The organism is Streptomyces sp. CA189, from assembly GCF_056428985.1.
The window spans coordinates 134,839-151,817 of record NZ_JBWJVM010000007.1 but is presented as its reverse complement, the minus strand read 5'-3'; the positions used below and the strand labels follow the sequence as shown (position 1 = coordinate 151,817).

Sequence of the window (16,979 nt, the reverse complement as noted above, 5' to 3'; positions counted from 1 at the left end):
CACAACCAAAGAGGCAGCGCATTCCCCTAAAGTGACAACGCCGCCACTCCACCCCTCTTCGTCCGGCATTTGCCCGGGGTTCCATCAAGCGTTTATCGAGATTCCAAACCCCCCTGCCAGAATCACCGGGACGGTGATATCGGGACGGCGGAAGAGGTCGAGATGAGCGGACTGCGCGGCCCACGGTTGGCTTTGATATTTCCAGGCGAGGATGCGCGGCATCCCGGAATGGGGCGGCTCTGGGCCGACTCCCCGAGCTGGTTCCTGGCCGAGCGTGCGAGCGAGGTGTCCGGGTACGACGTGGCCGGGCTGCTGCTGCACCCCGCCGGCGGCGCGGACCGCCCGCCGCGGACGGACGGCGCCCAGATCGCCACCTTCGTACTGGAGATGGTGATCCTCGCCGATCTGCGGCGGGCCCTGCCGGCAGCCGCCCGTCCCCTCGTGTGCGCCGGCCACGGCCTGGGCGAGTACTCCGCGCTCGCGGCCGCCGGGATCATCGGCTTCGACGAGGGCGTGCGCCTGGTCGCCGCCCGCGGCAAGGCGATGCACGAGGCGGCCGCCGCGGTCCCCGGCACCATGGCGGCCGTGCACGGGCTCTCCCCCGAAGCCGTCGAGCGCGTCGCGGAGTCGGTGCGCGAGGCCGGCGGCCGGGTCTGGGCGGCGCACCTCGACTCGGGCCGGCAGACCGTCCTGTCGGGCGACCCGGCCTCCGTGGCCCGCTGCCGCACCCTTGCGCGGGACCTGGGGGCCGCCGGGATCGTGCCGGTGCCGCTGGGCGGCGCCTTCCACACCCCGCTGATGGCCGGAGCGGCGGCGGCCCTCTCCACCGCCCTCGCCGCCACGAAGTTCCACCGCGGATCCGCCCCCGTCGTGGCCAACGCGGACGCGCGGCCGCACCACGGCCCGGACGGCTGGCCGGGCCTCCTGGAACGCCAGCTGACCGGCCCGGTGCGCTGGGCGGAGTCGGTGCGCACGATGGCCGACGGCCTGTACTGCGACATGTTCGTGGAGATCGGCCCCGGCCGCACGCTCACCGCCCTGGCCCGCCAGACCGCGCCCCGGGTGTCCCGCCTGACCATCTCGGAGCCCGGCCAACTGCCCGCCGTCCCGAGGACCCTCGTACGGAGCGCCGCATGAACCCGACCACGCGCACGACGGCTCCCCACGACTGGGACGCGATCGTCATCGGCTCGGGCATCGGCGGCCTGGTGTGCGCCGCCTACCTCGCCGTCGGCGGAAAGCGGGTCCTGGTCGCCGAGCAGGGAGCGGTCGCGGGAGGCAACAGCCACGTGTTCCGCAGACGCCGCGCCTACGAGTTCGACGTCGGCGTCCACTACCTCGGCGACTGCGGCCCCGACGGCATCCTGCCGGCCATCCTGGACGGTCTCGGGCTGCGCGGCAGGGTCCCGTACGAGGAGATGGACCCCGACGGCTTCGACCGCATCGTGGTCGGGGGGACCACCCTCGACATGTCGGCGGACTGGAAGCGGTACCGCGAGCGGCTCCAGGAGGCCTGCCCCGAGGACGCCGCCGGTATCGAGACCTTCCTGGACGTCGTGGCGGGACTCGGCGCCGAGCGCCGCGACGCGATCGTCTCCGCCGCGGACCTGCCTATGGCGGAGCTGCAACGGCTGGCCCCGCACTCGGTGGCCTGGGGCCGGCGGACACTGGCCGAGCTCTTCGACCACTGCGCCCTCTCCACCCGCGCCCGCACCCTGCTCGCCGCCCAGTCGCCCAATTACGGGATGTCACCGGACGAGGCGACCGTCGCCACGCACGCCACCCTCATCGACCACTACGTCCGCGGCGCCTACTACCCGCAAGGGGGCGGGCAGATGCTCGCCTCGGGGCTGCTCGAAGTGATCCGCGCGCACGGCGGAGCCCTGCGCACCCGCGCCCGGGTGACCCGGATCGCGATCGAGGACGGCCGGACCCGGGGCGTCGAGTTCGCGGACGGGAGCGGCGCCACGGCTCCGGTGGTCGTGTCGAACGCCGACTACCGCCGCACCATGCTCGACCTGGTGGGCGAGGACCGGCTGCCCCGGCGCCTGGCCGCCAAGACCAGGGACGCCCGGATGGCACTGCCCTGGGCCACCGTCTACGTGGCCCTGAACAAGGACGTCGAGCGCCACGCCAACGTGTGGTGGTACCGCGGCGTGGACATCGCCCGCTTCTACGAGGACCTCCGCTCCGGCGCCCCGAACACCACCACCGACTTCCTCTTCATGTCCTTCGCCTCCGGCAAGGACCACGTAAGCCGCCGCATCTGCCCGCCCGGCCACTCCAACTTCCAGCTGATGACCCTCTGCCCGCCCGGCCTCGACCCGTGGGGCGTCGCCGAAGGCCCGGCCGACGGCGGGAGGTACCGCGAGCACCCCGCGTACCGGAAGGAGAAGGCCCGGCTCACCGAATCCGTCCTGGACGCCGCGGAGGAGGTCCTCGGCCCGTTCCGCGGCCACATCACCCACCTGGAGACGGCGACCCCGCTCACCCAGGAGCGGTACACCCTCTCCACCGGCGGCACCCCCTTCGGCATGGCCCAGTGGGGCCCCACCGGAGCCCGCCCCGACACGGCCACCCTCATCGAGGGCCTGCACATCGCCGGGGCCAACACCCGCTACGGGAACGGCATCACGGGCTCCGCGGTCAGCGGCATCGCCTGCGCCGGCCAGATCCTGGGCCGCCGCCTCATGCACGAGGTGCACACGGGCGCGGTGCTCGGAGATCCCGCACTGCTCCCGGACCGCGGCCCGCGCTGGGACCCCCTGTCCGTGTCCCGCGGGGTGCCGTCCCGCTAGGCGCCCTAAAATCAAGCTCGCGCGGGGCCGGGCGCGGACGACCACCCGAGACGCTCGTCACGCCCGCGCCCACACCCCCGGGCACGACGAAAGAGCCCCCGCTCCGGATCTCTCCGGAGCGGGGGCTCTTTCACCTGTGCGCGAGGGGGGATTTGAACCCCCACGTCCCGAAGGACACTGGCACCTGAAGCCAGCGCGTCTGCCGTTCCGCCACTCGCGCAAGTGGCTACCAGCGGTTCTTCCCTTGCGGGCCGTTCCCCTGGCGACATCGGAACATTAGCACGTCGGATGGGGTGGATTCACATCGCTTTTCGTGCTCTCCCCGGTCCCGCCGACGACCGCCCCTCCCGTACCCGGCCGCCGGTGCGGGACACTGTCCTCAGGGCCCCCCTACGATCGCTTGTGAGGACCAACACTCATGCGCACGTGACCGATGGGGAACCACCCGAATCCGCCACGCGTGGATACGATCAGTAAGCAGTACAGGGCGACAACGACGGAGGAGGTGCCCCATGGGAGTCCTGAAGCGGTTCGAGCAGCGACTCGAAGGTCTGGTGAACGGCACCTTCGCCAAGGTGTTCAAGTCCGAGGTCCAGCCGGTGGAGATCGCGGGCGCGCTCCAGCGCGAGTGCGACAACAACGCCACCATCTGGAACCGCGAGCGCACCGTCGTCCCCAACGACTTCATCGTGGAGCTGAGCGCGGGCGACTACGAGCGCCTGAGCCCCTACTCCGGCCAGCTCGGCGACGAGCTCGCGGGCCTCGTCCGCGACTACGCCAAGCAGCAGCGCTACAGCTTCATGGGCCCCATCAAGGTCCAGCTGGAGAAGGCGGACGACCTGGACACCGGGCTCTACCGGGTCCGCAGCCGCACGCTCGCCGCCAGCACCTCCCAGTCCCCCGGCCAGCACGGTCCGGGCCCGGGACAGGCCCACCAGGCCCCCCCGGCCCAGCCCGGCGGCTACGGCTACCCACCTGCCTCCGCGCCGCCCATGCCCGCCGGACCGCCCCCGGGCGGACCCGGCGCGCGCCGGCCCGGACCCGGCGGACCCGGCGGACCGGCCCCCGTACCCACCGGCGGCGCCGTACGGCGCCACTGGATCGAGATCAACGGCACCCGCCACCAGATCTCGCGCCCTACGCTCGTACTCGGCCGAAGCACCGAAGCCGACGTGCGGATCGACGACCCCGGCGTATCGCGCCGGCACTGTGAGATCCGGACCGGAACGCCCTCGACGATCCAGGATCTCGGGTCCACCAACGGCATCGTGGTGGACGGGCAGCACACCACCCGCGCTACGCTCCGCGACGGTTCGCGGATCGTCGTGGGCAGCACCACCATCATTTACCGGCAAGCCGAAGGGTGAAGCGGGGGCAATGTCAGAGCTGACCCTGACGGTCATGCGGTTGGGTTTCCTGGCCGTTCTGTGGCTGTTCGTCATCGTGGCCGTCCAGGTCATCCGCAGCGATCTCTTCGGTACGAGAGTCACGCAGCGCGGTTCCCGACGCGGCGGGGGCGCTTCCAGCGCCCCGACCCAGCAGGGCCGCCAGCCGGCGGCCCCACCGCAGCAGCGCCAGCGCCGCGGTGCGCCCACCAAACTCGTCGTCTCCGAGGGCACCCTCACGGGCACCACGGTGGCCCTCGCCGGCCAGACGATCACCTTGGGCCGCGCCCACGACTCCACGATCGTGCTGGACGACGACTACGCCTCCAGCAGGCATGCCAGGATCTACCCCGACCGTGACGGCCAGTGGATCGTCGAGGATCTCGGGTCCACCAACGGCACGTATCTCGACCGGACCCGGCTGACCACCCCGACGCCCATTCCGCCGGGCGCCCCGATCCGCATCGGCAAGACCGTCATCGAGCTGCGGAAGTAGTACGAGAATGAGCGAGCGGAGCGAGCGAGCCGCAGGGGTCCGTCCCACCGGGGACACGGACCCGAGCGCGCTCCAGGCCGGAGGGTGGGCAGTGTGGCTCGAGACCGGTTGTACCCCGAGGCGTCGACAGGGCAGGTGCGCATGAGTCTGTCCCTGCGGTTCGCCGCCGGATCGCACAAGGGCATGATCCGCGAGGGCAACGAGGACTCCGGCTACGCCGGTCCCCGTCTCCTTGCGATCGCCGACGGCATGGGTGGCCAGGCCGCCGGTGAAGTCGCCAGCTCCGAGGTGATCTCCGCCCTCGTCCAGCTCGACGACGACGTCCCGGGCTCCGACATGCTCACCGCGCTCAGCACCGCCGTGCAGCGCGCCAACGACCAGTTGCGCGTCATGGTCGAGGAGGACCCCCAGCTGGAGGGCATGGGCACCACGCTCACCGCCCTGCTGTGGACGGGCCAGCGCCTCGGCCTGGTCCACGTCGGCGACTCCCGCGCCTACCTGCTCCGCGACGGGGTCCTCACGCAGATCACCCAGGACCACACCTGGGTGCAGCGCCTCGTCGACGAGGGCCGGATCACCGAAGAGGAAGCCACCACCCACCCGCAGCGCTCCCTGCTGATGAGAGCCCTGGGCAGCGGCGACATCGTCGAGCCCGACCTCTCCATCCGCGAGGTCCGGGTCGGCGACCGCTACCTGATCTGCTCCGACGGGCTCTCCGGCGTGGTCTCCCACCAGACCCTGGAGGAGACCCTCGCCGACTACCACGGCCCCCGCGAGACCGTGGCCTCGCTCATCCAGCTCGCGCTGCGCGGCGGCGGCCCCGACAACATCACCTGCATCGTGGCCGACGTCCTCGACACCGACAGCGGCGACACCCTGGCCGCGCAGGTCAACGACACCCCGGTCGTCGTGGGCGCGGTCGCCGAGAACCAGCACCACCAGCTCTTCGACGGCGGCAACGCCATGCAGACGCCGGCCGGCCGCGCCTCCGGGCTCGGCCGCCAGAGCCCCCCGCCCGCCGGCGCCTTCGGCCCCCCCGGCAGCGGCGAGGCCCCGGGTTACGGCGGCTACGGCGCCCCGGGACAGGGCGGCGGAGCCGACGCCTACGGCAGCTTCGGCGACCCCGACCCTTACGACGGGGACTCCGGGTACGAGGACACGTACGACCACCCGCGCAGGCGCCGCGGCAAAGGGCGCAAGTGGACCACGCGCACGCTGACGCTGCTCGTCGTCCTCGGTGTCATCGGCGGCGGCCTGTACGCCGGCTACCGCTGGACCCAGACGCAGTTCTACGTCGGGGTCAAGGACGAGCACGTCGCGCTCTTCCGCGGGATCAGCCAGAAGCTGGGGCCGATGGAGCTCTCCACGGTGGAGACCGACCGCCCCGACATCGAACTGAAGTACCTGCCGCCCTTCAAGCGCAAGCAGGTCGTGGACACGATCAGCGAGAGCAGCCTCGACTCCGCCCGTTCGAAGATCGACGAGCTCGGCACCCAGACCTCCGCCTGCAAGAAGGACGAGGAACGGCGTGCCGCCGAGGCGCAGGGCAACCAAACACCCGGCCCCGAGCTGACTGCCGCCGAGCAGCAGGTCGTCGGCCTGTGCGAGAAGCAGTAGACATACGCGGGCACAGGGGGCCCGCCACACCATGAGCGTTGTCACCAACACGACCACCATCGGCGCCATCGAGCTGCCGAGCCGGCGGAACACCGAGCTCCTGCTGCTCGCCTTCGCCGTGGTCATCCCGATCTTCGCCTACGCCAACGCGGGCCTGTCGATCCACGGGAAGCTGCCCCCGGGCATGCTCACCTACGGGCTCGGCCTCGGCGTCCTGGCGGGCATCGCCCACCTCGTCGTGCGGCGCTACGCCAAGTACGCCGACCCGCTGCTGCTGCCGATCGCCACGCTCCTCAACGGGCTCGGCCTCGTCCTGATCTGGCGCCTCGACCAGTCCGAGCGGCTGCAGAACCTCGCGAAGCGGCAGTTCGGGATCTTCTCCGAGTCCGCGCCCCGACAGATGATGTACACGGCGCTGGCCATCGCCCTGTTCGCCGTCGTACTGCTGGTCCTCAAGGACCACCGGGTGCTCCAGCGGTTCACGTACATCTCCATGGCCGCCTCGCTCGTGCTGCTGATCCTGCCCGTGATCCCGGGTCTGGGAGCCGACGTCTTCGGCGCCAAGATCTGGATCAGCGTCGGCGGGTTCTCGATCCAGCCCGGCGAGTTCGCGAAGATCGTCATCGCCGTCTTCTTCGCCGGCTACCTCATGGTCAAGCGCGACGCCCTGGCGCTCGCCAGCCGCCGCTTCATGGGCCTCTACCTGCCGCGCGGCCGCGACCTCGGCCCGATCCTGATGATCTGGGCGATGAGCCTGCTCGTCCTGGTCTTCGAGAACGACCTCGGCACCTCGCTGCTCTTCTTCGGCATGTTCGTGATCATGCTGTACGTCGCCACCGAGCGCACCAGCTGGATCGTGATCGGCCTGCTCATGAGCGTGGGCGGGGCCACCGTGGTCGGCGCCACCGCCAGCCACGTCAAGGCCCGCGTCACCGCCTGGCTCGACCCCTTCGCCTGCTACCAGACGTCCGGCGCCTGCGAGCAGGTCGGCCAGTCGATCATGAGCTTCGGCTCCGGCGGGGTCCTCGGCACGGGCTGGGGACAGGGCAACTCCGACCTCATCGGCTTCGCGGCCAACTCCGACTTCATCTTCTCCACCGTCGGCGAAGAGCTCGGGCTCGCCGGGGTCATGGCCTTCCTGTTGCTCTACGGCCTGATCATCGAGCGGGGCGTGCGCACCGCCCTCGCCGCCCGCGACCCCTTCGGCAAGCTCTTCGCGATCGGCCTCTCCGGCGCCTTCGCGCTCCAGATCTTCGTGGTCGCCGGCGGAGTCATGGGCCTCATCCCCCTGACCGGCATGACCATGCCCTTCCTCGCGTCCGGCGGCTCGTCCGTCCTCGCGAACTGGATCCTCATCGCCATCCTCATCCGGATCAGCGACACCGCACGCCGCCCTGCCCCGGCCCCGGCACCGTCCCCCGACTCCGAGATGACCCAGGTGGTCCGCCCGTCATGAACAAGCCCCTGCGCCGCATCTCGATCTTCTGCGGGCTGCTCGTCCTGGCACTGCTCGTGCGGACCAACTGGATCCAGTACGTCAAGGCCGAGGAGCTGAGCACCCGCAAGGAGAACCGCCGGGTCCAGATCGCCCAGTACGCCACCGAACGCGGCAACATCATCGTCGAGGGCGCGGCGATCACCCGCTCCGACGTCACCGACGGCAGCGACTACAAGTACAAGCGGGGCTACCTCAACGGCCCGCTCTGGGCCCCGGTGACCGGCTACGCCTCGCAGGCCTTCGGCTCCACGCAGTTGGAGTCCATCGAGGACGGCATCCTCACCGGCAACGACGACCGGCTCTTCTTCGACCGCACCATCGGCATGTTCACCGGCGAGAAGAAGCAGGGCGGCAACGTCGTCACCACGCTCAACGCCGCCGCCCAGAAGGCCGCGTTCGACAAGCTCGGCACCAAGAAGGGAGCGGTCGCGGCGATCGACCCGCGCACCGGCGCGATCCTCGCCCTGGTCAGCACCCCCTCGTACGACCCCTCGGCCTTCGCGGGCAACTCGAAGACCGACGAGAAGGCCTGGGTCGAGCTCAAGGACAGCGAGGACAAGAAGCTGGTCAACCGCGCCCTGCGCGAGACCTACCCGCCCGGCTCCACCTTCAAGGTGGTCACCGCCGCCGCGGCCCTGGAGCACGGCATCGTCGCGGACGTCAACGCGCCGACCGACACCGAGGACCCGTACATCCTGCCGGGCACCAAGACCGAGATGGTCAACCACGCCCCGAACTGCGGCAAGGCCACCCTCAACTACGCCATGCAGGTCTCCTGCAACTCCGTCTTCGCCAACCTGGGCGACAAGGTGGGGCGGGACAACATGGTGAAGACCGCCGAGAAGTTCGGCTTCAACAACGACAAGATCGACACCCCGGTCCGCGCCTTCGCCAGCGTCTACGACAAGACCATGGGCAAGGACGGCAACGCCCTGAGCTCCATCGGCCAGTTCAACACCGCGGCCACCCCGCTGCAGATGGCCATGGTCACCGCCGCCATCGCCAACAACGGCAAGCTGATGAAGCCGTACATGGTCAAGCAGCTGGAATCGCCCAACGTCGACGTCATCGAGAAGCACGAGCCGCAGGAAATGAGCCGGCCCCTCTCCGCCGAGAACGCGAAGAAGGTCCGGGACATGATGGTCAACGTCGTCCAGAACGGCACCGGCAAGACCGCCCGGATCACGGACACCGTCGTCGGCGGCAAGACCGGTACCGCCCAGCACGGCGAGGGCAACAAGAAGCGCCCGTACGCCTGGTTCATCTCCTACGCGGAGAACACGGACGGCAGCTCGCCGGTCGCCGTCGCCGTCGTCATCGAGGACAGCACTGAGGAGCGCGAGAACATCAGCGGCGCCGGCCTCGCCGCCCCCGTGGCGAAGGCCGTCATGGAAGCCGTGCTCAAGAGCAACAAGGGGTGACGGGCGGGGCCGAGGGCCACGCGAGAGCCGCAAGGGGCACACAAAATGTGATCCGGGTCACCGTTCCCGCCCGGATCCGAGCGTACGGTACCGGTCCGGTATCAGCCGGTGGTCACGAACCGATCACCGGCGATCGGCCGGTAGCCTTTGCGCGAACAGCACACCGCCGGACCACACACCGGTGCGGTCGGGACTGACGGAGAGGGCTGCAACGTTATGGAAGAGCCGCGTCGCCTCGGCGGCCGGTACGAGCTGAGCCACGTGCTCGGCCGCGGTGGCATGGCCGAGGTCTACCTCGCCCACGACACCCGGCTCGGCCGTACCGTCGCCGTCAAGACCCTGCGCGCCGACCTCGCCCGCGACCCGTCCTTCCAGGCCAGGTTCCGGCGCGAGGCCCAGTCGGCCGCATCGCTCAACCACCCGGCGATCGTCGCCGTGTACGACACCGGCGAGGACTACGTCGACAACATCTCCATCCCGTACATCGTGATGGAGTACGTCGACGGCTCGACCCTGCGCGAGCTCCTGCACTCCGGCCGCAAGCTGCTGCCCGAGCGCACCCTGGAGATGTGCATCGGCATCCTCCAGGCACTGGAGTACTCGCACCGCGCCGGCATCGTGCACCGCGACATCAAGCCCGCCAACGTCATGCTGACCCGCTCCGGCCAGGTCAAGGTCATGGACTTCGGCATCGCCCGCGCCATGGGCGACTCCGGCATGACCATGACGCAGACCGCCGCCGTCATCGGCACCGCCCAGTACCTCTCCCCGGAGCAGGCCAGGGGCGAGCAGGTCGACGCGCGCTCCGACCTCTACTCGGCCGGCTGCCTGCTGTACGAGCTCCTCGCCGTCCGGCCGCCGTTCATCGGCGACTCCCCGGTCGCGGTCGCCTACCAGCACGTACGGGAAGAGCCCCAGCCCCCGTCGAACTTCGACTCCGAGATCACGCCCGAGATGGACGCGATCGTGTTGAAGGCGCTGGTCAAGGACGCCGACTACCGCTACCAGTCCGCCGACGAGATGCGCGCCGACATCGAGGCCTGCCTCGACGGCCAGCCCGTCGCCGCCACCGCCTCCATGGGCGCCGCCGGCTACGGCTACCCCGACCAGGGGCAGGGCTACGGACACCAGGGCTACGACCAGCCCACCACCGCCCTGCGCACCGCCGACCCGAACCAGACCTCCATGCTCCCGCCGATGCCGCCGGGTGACGGCGGATACGGGGCCACCGGGTACCCGGCCCAGGGCGGATACGACCAGGGCGGCCACGGCCGGCGTCAGCAGAAGAGCAAGGCCTCCACGATCCTGCTGGTCACCGCCGGCATCCTCGTCCTGGTCGGCGCGATCCTCATCGGACGGGCCCTCTTCGACACCACCGCCGACAACCGGCCCGCGGTCCCCAAGCTCATCGGCGAAACCTTCGAGCAGGCCAAGGCCAACGGGGACAACGTCGGCCTCGTCGTCCAGCAGGACGGGGAGATGCCCTGCGAGGCCGCCCCCAAGGGCAGCGTCTGCGAGCAGAACCCGGCCGAGGGCGTCAAGGTCGACAAGAACTCCGTCGTCAAGGTGAAGGTCTCCACCGGGGCGCCCAAGGTCCTCGTTCCGAACGTCATCAACCTGGCGGTCGCCGACGCGGAGAAGGCGCTCACGGAGAAGGGCTTCCAGATCCAGAAGAAGACGGTCGAGTCCGAGCGGCCCGCCGGCACCGTCATCGAGCAGAACCCGAAGAGCGGCGAGGCCGAGAAGGGCTCGACCATCGAGCTGACGGTGGCCAAGGAAGTCTCCAAGGTGACCGTCCCGGACCTCACCGGCAAGAGCCAAGCCGACGCTTCGAAGGCCCTGCAGGCCCTCAAGCTGAAGCTCGGCAGCGTCACCGAGGTGGACGCGTCCCCGGGCACGGCCCCCAAGACGGTCGTCGGCCAGGACCCCGGCACCAATAGCTCGGTCGACGTCGGCTCGACGGTCAACATCTCCGTCGCCAAGCCGGTCCAGCAGATCCAGGTCCCGAACCTGGCGGGCAGGACGATCAACGAGGCCCGGGCCCTGCTCGCCTCCAAGAACCTCGTCTTCGGATCCGTGCTGTCGGGCTCCTCCGACGGCAAGGCGAGGATCCTGACCTCGAACCCCGGGGTCGGCACCACGGTCCAGCCCGGCGCGACGGTCGACGTGACCACGATGGAAGACGGCCAGCAGAACGGCGGCAACAACAACGGCGGCGGCTTCTTCGGAGGCCTCGGCGATTAGCCGGCGGCACACGCACAGCAACGGGTCCGGCCCCTCTCCACGAGAGGGGCCGGACCCATTTCGTACGTGTCTTCATATGTACGAATTCGTTAGCCCGGATGGGGGTGGGGTATCGGGCCCCGCCGGGAGGACGGGTCATGATCAACGAATCGGTGCTGCTGGAGTCCCCGACTTTGCGCACCAGCGTCCTGGAGCGGACGGACGTGCTGGACAAGGTGAAGACGCTGTCACTGCTGCCGGACGGGCTGCACGTGACGACGGCGATGGTGGCGGCGTACTACGAGGTCGGTATTAAGACCCTCGAATCCGTGGTGATCGATCACCGAGACGAACTCACGTTCAACGGTTATCAGGTTTTGACAGGTCCAGAACTGACCTCCTTTAAGGAGGTCAGTGGGCTCAACACCCGCGCCGCGGCCATCGCCATGTGGTCCCGACGGGCGGTGCTGAATGCGGGCATGCTGCTCCGAGACAGCAAAGTCGCACGTCAGGTCCGTACATACCTCCTGGACACGGAGTATGAGGTCCGCACACGCCCTGTGGATAACCTTGTCCACAGGGACAGTTGGGACGAGCTCGACGAGCGGATCGACACCCGCATCACCGACGTGCTCGGCAAGACCGTCGTGCCGATGCTGAACGTCCTGATCGAGACGTCCGGCGAACAGCGGCGAGAGTTGATCTCCCTCCGGGAGGACGTGCAGCAGATCCAGATGAAGCTCATCGAGCACGACCTCCAGATCAGCCGGCTCCAGCGCGGCCAGGACGTGCGGGCCCTCACCGGGGTCATCGGAACCATCGACGCAATGAGCTGGAAGGAGTTCGAGCTGCACGTAGCAGAGCTGCTGCGCCGCGATGGGTGCACCGACGTCGAGGTGTACGGCGGGCACGGAGGCGACCGCGGGGTCGACATCACCGCCAGGACGGCGGACGGACGGTCGGTCGCCGTCCAGTGCAAGAACTTCGCGCCCTTCCGGCACGTCCTCAGCGGCGAGATGCAGAAGTTCCTCGGCTCCTCCAAGGTCCTCCACCAGGCCGATGTGGCCCTCTACGTGGCCACCTGCGCCTTCACGCGCGAGTCCTTGGCCATCGCCGCCCAGGGAGGTGTGACAGCCGTCCACAGGGGCCTTCTGGAGGCCTGGAGTGCCGGAGTACGGCTCCAGGTGCTGCGCTGATTCTGAGAGTGACGGCTTGTCACTCTCAACGCCGACTTATCCACAGGTCCACGACTAGCGCAGCTCCGCCGGAAGGCTCCGCTTCGCGTCGACCTTCTCCGTGCGGACCAGCTCGCCCCACACGATGTAGCGGTACTTCGAGGTGTACACGGGCGTGCAGGTCGTCAGGGTGATGTAGCGGCCCGGCGCCGTGCGGCCCGACTCCTTGGGGACCGGGCTGATCGAGTCCACGTTGTACTTCGAGGTCTGGCTCAGCTCGGCGAAGACCTTGTACACGTACCAGGTGTCGCGGGTCTCGAAGACGACCGCGTCGCCGTTCTTCAGCTTGTCGATGTTGTGGAACTTGGCCCCGTGCCCGTCGCGATGGGCCGCCAGCGCGAAATTGCCCGCCGGGTCCCACGGCAGCGCCGACTTGACCGGCTCCGTGTAGTACCCGGCGACGCCGTCGTTCAGGACCTCCGAGCCGGTGCCCCGCTTGACCAGCACCTCGCCGTTCTTCATCGCCGGCACGTGCAGGAAGCCGACCCCGCCCTGGGTGTCCAGTGCGCCGGGCGCCGCGGCCGCCTCCTGCGAGGGCGCCGCCTTGTCCCACTGCTCGCGCACCGCGTCGCCGCGTGCGGAGGCGTCCCGGTCCGCCAGGACGTTCGTCCACCACAGCGAGTACGCCACGAACAGCCCGAGCACGAGGCCCACCGTGATCAGGAGCTCGCCCAGCAGGCTCAGGAACCCCGCGAAGGCGCTGCGGCTCGGGGGCGGTGCGGCGGCACGTGACACTGCGGATCCTCTACGGGCTGGTCAGCTCGGGCGGAGCACCCTGGCTGCGGGGGCGTTCTGCGGTCATCCTGCCCCATACGATCATCCGGTAGGTGCTCGTGAACTCCGGGGTGCACGTGGTCAGCGTGATGTAGCGGCCCGGGGAGGTGAACCCCGATCCGACGGGCACCGGCTTGATGACCGACACGTTCGACGGCGGGGTCTGCGCGAGCTGCGAGCTCATCTCGTACGTGTAGTACGCGTCCCGCGTCTCCACCACGATCTTGTCCCCCGGCACCAGCCGGTTGATGTAGCGGAAAGGTTCGCCGTGCGTGTTCCGGTGGCCCGCCAGCGCGAAGTTTCCCTGGGGATCGGCCGGCATCCCGGTCGCGAGCGGCGCCTCGGCGTAGTGGCCGACCATCCCCTTGTCGAGGACCTTCGCCTTGTTCGTCCCCTCCGCGACCGGCACCTTCACGTCCAGCTTCGGGATGTACAGGATCGCGAAGCCCTGGCCCGGCTCGAAGGCCGCCACGGGCGGGGCGGCCGCGCCGGCCGGATCGCGGTCCCAGTTCTGGAGCAGGGAGCCGGCGGCGTCATCTGCCGTCCGGCCCGCCAGGAAGTTCGTGTACCAGAGCTGGTAGCCGACGAAGAGCAGCATCACCAGGCCCAGCGTGATGAACAGCTCCCCGGCGAGCCTGCTGACGACCACGACCGGCCCGCCCGAGGCGGGCCGTCTGCGCCGCCGGCCCCGGCCCCGCGTCCGCGTGCGCTTCGCGGCCTCCTGCGCTGCCCTGCGTCGCGCTGCCCGGCCCTCGGTGGGCGCGGACGGCGCGAGGGCCGTCACGCGACGGCCTTGCCCACCACCGGGGCGAGCCCCACGGAGCGCTCCACCGCGCCCGCGTCACCGCAGCGCACCAGCCAGTTCGCGAGCATCCGGTGGCCCCACTCGGTCAGCACGGACTCGGGGTGGAACTGCACGCCCTCGACGTCGTGCTCGCGGTGGCGCAGCCCCATGATGATCCCGTCCTCGGTCCGCGCCGTGACCTCCAGCGTGTCCGGGAGGGTCGGCGGCTCGGCCGCGAGGGAGTGGTACCGGGTCGCGGTGAAGGGCGAGGGCAGACCTTCGAAGACGCCGAGGCCCTCGTGGACCACCGGCGAGGTCTTGCCGTGCAGCAGTTCCGGGGCCCGGCCGACGACGCCTCCGTAGGCGACGGCCATCGACTGCATGCCGAGGCAGACCCCGAAGACCGGTACGCCCGTGTCCGCGCAGTGGCGGACCATGTCCACGCAGACGCCGGCCTCTTCCGGCGTCCCGGGGCCCGGGGACAGCAGCACGCCGTCGAAGCCGTCCTGGGCGTGGGCGAGCTCGACCTCGTCGTTGCGCAGCACCTCGCACTCGGCGCCGAGCTGGTAGAGGTACTGGACCAGGTTGAAGACAAAGCTGTCGTAATTGTCGACAACAAGAATGCGCGCGCTCACGGAGTCGCTCCCGATCCCTCGTCCACCGTCACATCGTTGAACGGAAGCAGCGGCTCGGCCCACGGGAAGACGTACTGGAACAGCACGAACACCACCGCGAGCACCAGCACGAGGGAGATCATCACGCGTACCCACGCGTTACCCGGCAAATGCCGCCAGATCCAGCCGTACATGCCGCCTGTGTCCTTTTCGTCCACGATCGTTCAACGCACCGCGGGGGCGGTACGTCCACAGCCTAAAGGCACCCGCCCGGCGCGGAGGGTCACCTTGCCAAACCCTCCGGCCGGCCCTGCGCGAGGGTCCGCATACCGGTCAGTTCGGCCCAGACCACGAGCCGGTGGCTGTGGCCCCATTCCGGGTCGCAGGTGGTGAGCGTCAGGTACTTGCCCGGCCCGGTGAAGGGCGAGCGGCTCGGCACCGGGTCGACCACGCCGACCTCCGTGGGGAGCGTGCGCAGCGGCTCCGCGCGGACGGTGTACGTGTACCAGCCGGTGGCGTCCTTGAGGATCACCAGGTCTCCGGTGCGCAGCTTGGGGATGTCCTTGAAGGGGTCGCCGTACGTGCGCCGGTGGCCGGCCACCGCGAAGTTCCCGGTCCCGCCGAGCGGGGCCGTGCCGGCGTAGTGGCCCAGGCCCTTCTTCAGCAGCTCCGTGCCCGTGCCCTCCAGGACCGGCTTGTTCCAGCCGGGGCCGAAGCGCGGGACGTACATCTCGGCGAAGGCCCGGTCCGGCGGGTACGCGGCGGACTGCGGGGCGGCCGAGGGGGCTGCCGACGGAGCGGGAGCGGGCTGAGGGGCGGCCGCGGGCGCCGCGGACCAGCGGTCGCGCATGCGGGCCATCTCCCCGTCCATGGCCTGGTCGGCCTTGACCCCGGTCCACAGCAGGACGTAGACCACGAAGAGCACGATGAGCGAGCCCGCGGTCAGGCACACCTCGCTGAACGTCCGTACCAGCAGGCGCGGCACGTCGACGTCACGGTCACGGGGTGGCGGACTCCAGCGGCTTCGCATAGTGGAGGTCCACTGTGCCGGAGTAGCCCGGAAGTGTCAGTGCCTTGTGCTCGTCCACTTTCCAGCCGAGCCCGTACGCGTTGACGTACAGCTGGTAGTTCTGCAGCGCCGGGGAGGCCGCGAGGGCCTTCTTCAGCGCACCGGGGTCGCCGACCGCCGACACCTTGTACGGGGGCGAGTACACCCGGCCCTGCAGGATCAGGGTGTTTCCCACGCAGCGCACGGCGCTGGTGGAGATCAGGCGCTGGTCCATGACCTGGATCCCCTCGGCGCCGCCCTGCCAGAGGGCGTTGACCACGGCCTGGAGGTCCTGCTGGTGGATCACCAGGTCGTTGGGCTGCGGCTCGGGCACGTTGGGGATGCGGGCCGTGGCGTTCGGGGGCGCGTCGTTGAGGGTGACCGTCACGGCCTTGCCGGCGATCTCCTCGGTGCCGGAGGCGGCGCGCAGGGCGGCCAGCCTGGCGTCCTCGGCCTTGGTGCTCCCGTTGTCCCGGTCGGCGAGGGCGTCGACCTGGTCGCGTGCGGTGGCGGTGCTCTTCTCCAGCTCCAGGTTGCTCTGGCTGCGCTCCTGGATCAGGTCGGACAGCTTGAGGAGCGAGGCGTCCGTCCGGATGTTCGTACCCTTGGAGGTGTTGAAGCTGGTGACGAAGATCAAGCCGGCCAGGGCGAAGACGGCGGCCGTGAGCAGCCGGACCGGTCTGGCACGGCGACGGGGACCCGCGGAGGAGTCGTCGGAATTGCTCAACGTACCCTTCTCCTTCAACGCCACAGGTCCACTACGCTAACGGACGCCCGGGGCAGGCAAGGTCCCCAGCCCATCGACAGGAGAGCCCCTCGTGCCGAAGTCACGTATCCGCAAGAAGGACGACTACACGCCGCCCCCCTCGCGGACGCCGCAGTCGATCAAGCTGACGAACCGCAACTGGGTCGCCCCGGTCATGCTGGCGTTCTTCTTGGTCGGCCTGGCGTGGATCGTCGTTTTTTATCTGTCCGAGACCCAGCTTCCGATCGAAGCCCTCGGAAATTGGAACATTGTGGTCGGATTCGGCTTCATTGCGGCAGGATTCGGCGTCTCCACGCAGTGGAAGTAGCCCGGCTCCGCAA

15 protein-coding genes, 1 tRNA gene and 1 pseudogene are annotated in these 16,979 nt (G+C 69.8%); 10 read left to right on the top strand and 7 right to left on the bottom strand.

What is annotated here, in order from left to right:
* Positions 1-162 precede the first annotated feature (162 nt).
* Positions 163-1,137 (top strand): ACP S-malonyltransferase, encoded by a 975-nt coding sequence (locus AC061S_RS08540; protein ID WP_478685224.1) that lies wholly within the window; start codon positions 163-165, stop codon positions 1,135-1,137.
* A complete protein-coding gene (locus AC061S_RS08535; RefSeq protein WP_478685223.1) occupies positions 1,134-2,798 on the top strand; it encodes a phytoene desaturase family protein in 1,665 nt (554 codons plus the stop codon). Before AC061S_RS08540 ends, AC061S_RS08535 begins: the two co-directional genes overlap by 4 nt.
* A 137-nt stretch (positions 2,799-2,935) precedes the next feature.
* Here AC061S_RS08535 and AC061S_RS08530 read toward each other — a convergent pair.
* Positions 2,936-3,018 (bottom strand) — tRNA-Leu (locus tag AC061S_RS08530).
* A 292-nt stretch (positions 3,019-3,310) separates the two neighbouring features.
* Between AC061S_RS08530 and AC061S_RS08525 the strand changes: the two genes are divergently transcribed.
* The 7 genes from AC061S_RS08525 to AC061S_RS08495 all read left to right on the top strand — a co-directional run bounded on the left by AC061S_RS08525 (position 3,311) and on the right by AC061S_RS08495 (position 12,634).
* Positions 3,311-4,165 (top strand): FhaA domain-containing protein, encoded by an 855-nt coding sequence (locus tag AC061S_RS08525; RefSeq protein ID WP_478685222.1) that lies wholly within the window; start codon positions 3,311-3,313, stop codon positions 4,163-4,165.
* Between the two features lie 10 nt (positions 4,166-4,175).
* Positions 4,176-4,679 (top strand): FHA domain-containing protein FhaB/FipA, encoded by a 504-nt coding sequence (locus AC061S_RS08520; RefSeq protein ID WP_478685221.1) that lies wholly within the window; start codon positions 4,176-4,178, stop codon positions 4,677-4,679.
* A 141-nt stretch (positions 4,680-4,820) separates the two neighbouring features.
* A complete protein-coding gene (locus AC061S_RS08515) occupies positions 4,821-6,296 on the top strand; it encodes a PP2C family protein-serine/threonine phosphatase (RefSeq protein WP_478685220.1) in 1,476 nt (491 codons plus the stop codon).
* Between the two features lie 31 nt (positions 6,297-6,327).
* On the top strand, positions 6,328-7,752 hold the full coding sequence (locus AC061S_RS08510) for an FtsW/RodA/SpoVE family cell cycle protein (protein WP_478685219.1): 1,425 nt from the start codon (positions 6,328-6,330) through the stop codon (positions 7,750-7,752).
* Entirely contained in the window at positions 7,749-9,215 is a 1,467-nt protein-coding gene (locus AC061S_RS08505) for a peptidoglycan D,D-transpeptidase FtsI family protein (RefSeq protein ID WP_478685218.1), read from the top strand. The genes AC061S_RS08510 and AC061S_RS08505 overlap by 4 nt, the downstream gene beginning before the upstream one ends.
* Before the next feature lie 216 nt (positions 9,216-9,431).
* Positions 9,432-11,459, top strand: a complete 2,028-nt coding sequence (gene pknB / locus AC061S_RS08500; protein ID WP_478685217.1) for a Stk1 family PASTA domain-containing Ser/Thr kinase — start codon at positions 9,432-9,434, stop codon at positions 11,457-11,459.
* A gap of 137 nt (positions 11,460-11,596) precedes the next feature.
* Positions 11,597-12,634, top strand: a complete 1,038-nt coding sequence (locus tag AC061S_RS08495) for a restriction endonuclease (RefSeq protein ID WP_478685216.1) — start codon at positions 11,597-11,599, stop codon at positions 12,632-12,634.
* 54 nt (positions 12,635-12,688) lie between these two features.
* Here the strand turns inward: AC061S_RS08495 and AC061S_RS08490 are convergent, their stop codons facing one another.
* From AC061S_RS08490 to AC061S_RS08465, 6 genes and pseudogenes are all read right to left on the bottom strand, one after another.
* Positions 12,689-13,408 (bottom strand): class E sortase, encoded by a 720-nt coding sequence (locus tag AC061S_RS08490; RefSeq protein WP_478685215.1) that lies wholly within the window; start codon positions 13,406-13,408, stop codon positions 12,689-12,691.
* Between the two features lie 10 nt (positions 13,409-13,418).
* A pseudogene (locus tag AC061S_RS08485) lies at positions 13,419-14,246 on the bottom strand (class E sortase); the annotation flags it as partial.
* Complete coding sequence (locus AC061S_RS08480; RefSeq protein WP_254382122.1) at positions 14,228-14,866, bottom strand: aminodeoxychorismate/anthranilate synthase component II; 639 nt, start codon at positions 14,864-14,866, stop codon at positions 14,228-14,230. The pseudogene AC061S_RS08485 and the gene AC061S_RS08480, both read right to left, overlap by 19 nt.
* Positions 14,863-15,063 carry a hypothetical protein gene (locus tag AC061S_RS08475; protein WP_254382427.1) on the bottom strand — a complete coding sequence of 67 codons (201 nt, stop codon included), beginning with the start codon at positions 15,061-15,063 and terminating at the stop codon, positions 14,863-14,865. Before AC061S_RS08475 ends, AC061S_RS08480 begins: the two co-directional genes overlap by 4 nt.
* Before the next feature lie 65 nt (positions 15,064-15,128).
* Entirely contained in the window at positions 15,129-15,875 is a 747-nt protein-coding gene (locus tag AC061S_RS08470) for a class E sortase (protein WP_478685214.1), read from the bottom strand.
* Entirely contained in the window at positions 15,844-16,620 is a 777-nt protein-coding gene (locus AC061S_RS08465) for a DUF881 domain-containing protein (protein WP_478685213.1), read from the bottom strand. The genes AC061S_RS08470 and AC061S_RS08465 overlap by 32 nt, the downstream gene beginning before the upstream one ends.
* Before the next feature lie 91 nt (positions 16,621-16,711).
* Between AC061S_RS08465 and crgA the strand changes: the two genes are divergently transcribed.
* Positions 16,712-16,966: a cell division protein CrgA gene (crgA, locus tag AC061S_RS08460; protein ID WP_243331050.1), complete on the top strand. Its 255-nt coding sequence runs from the start codon at positions 16,712-16,714 to the stop codon at positions 16,964-16,966.
* Positions 16,967-16,979: the final 13 nt, after the last annotated feature.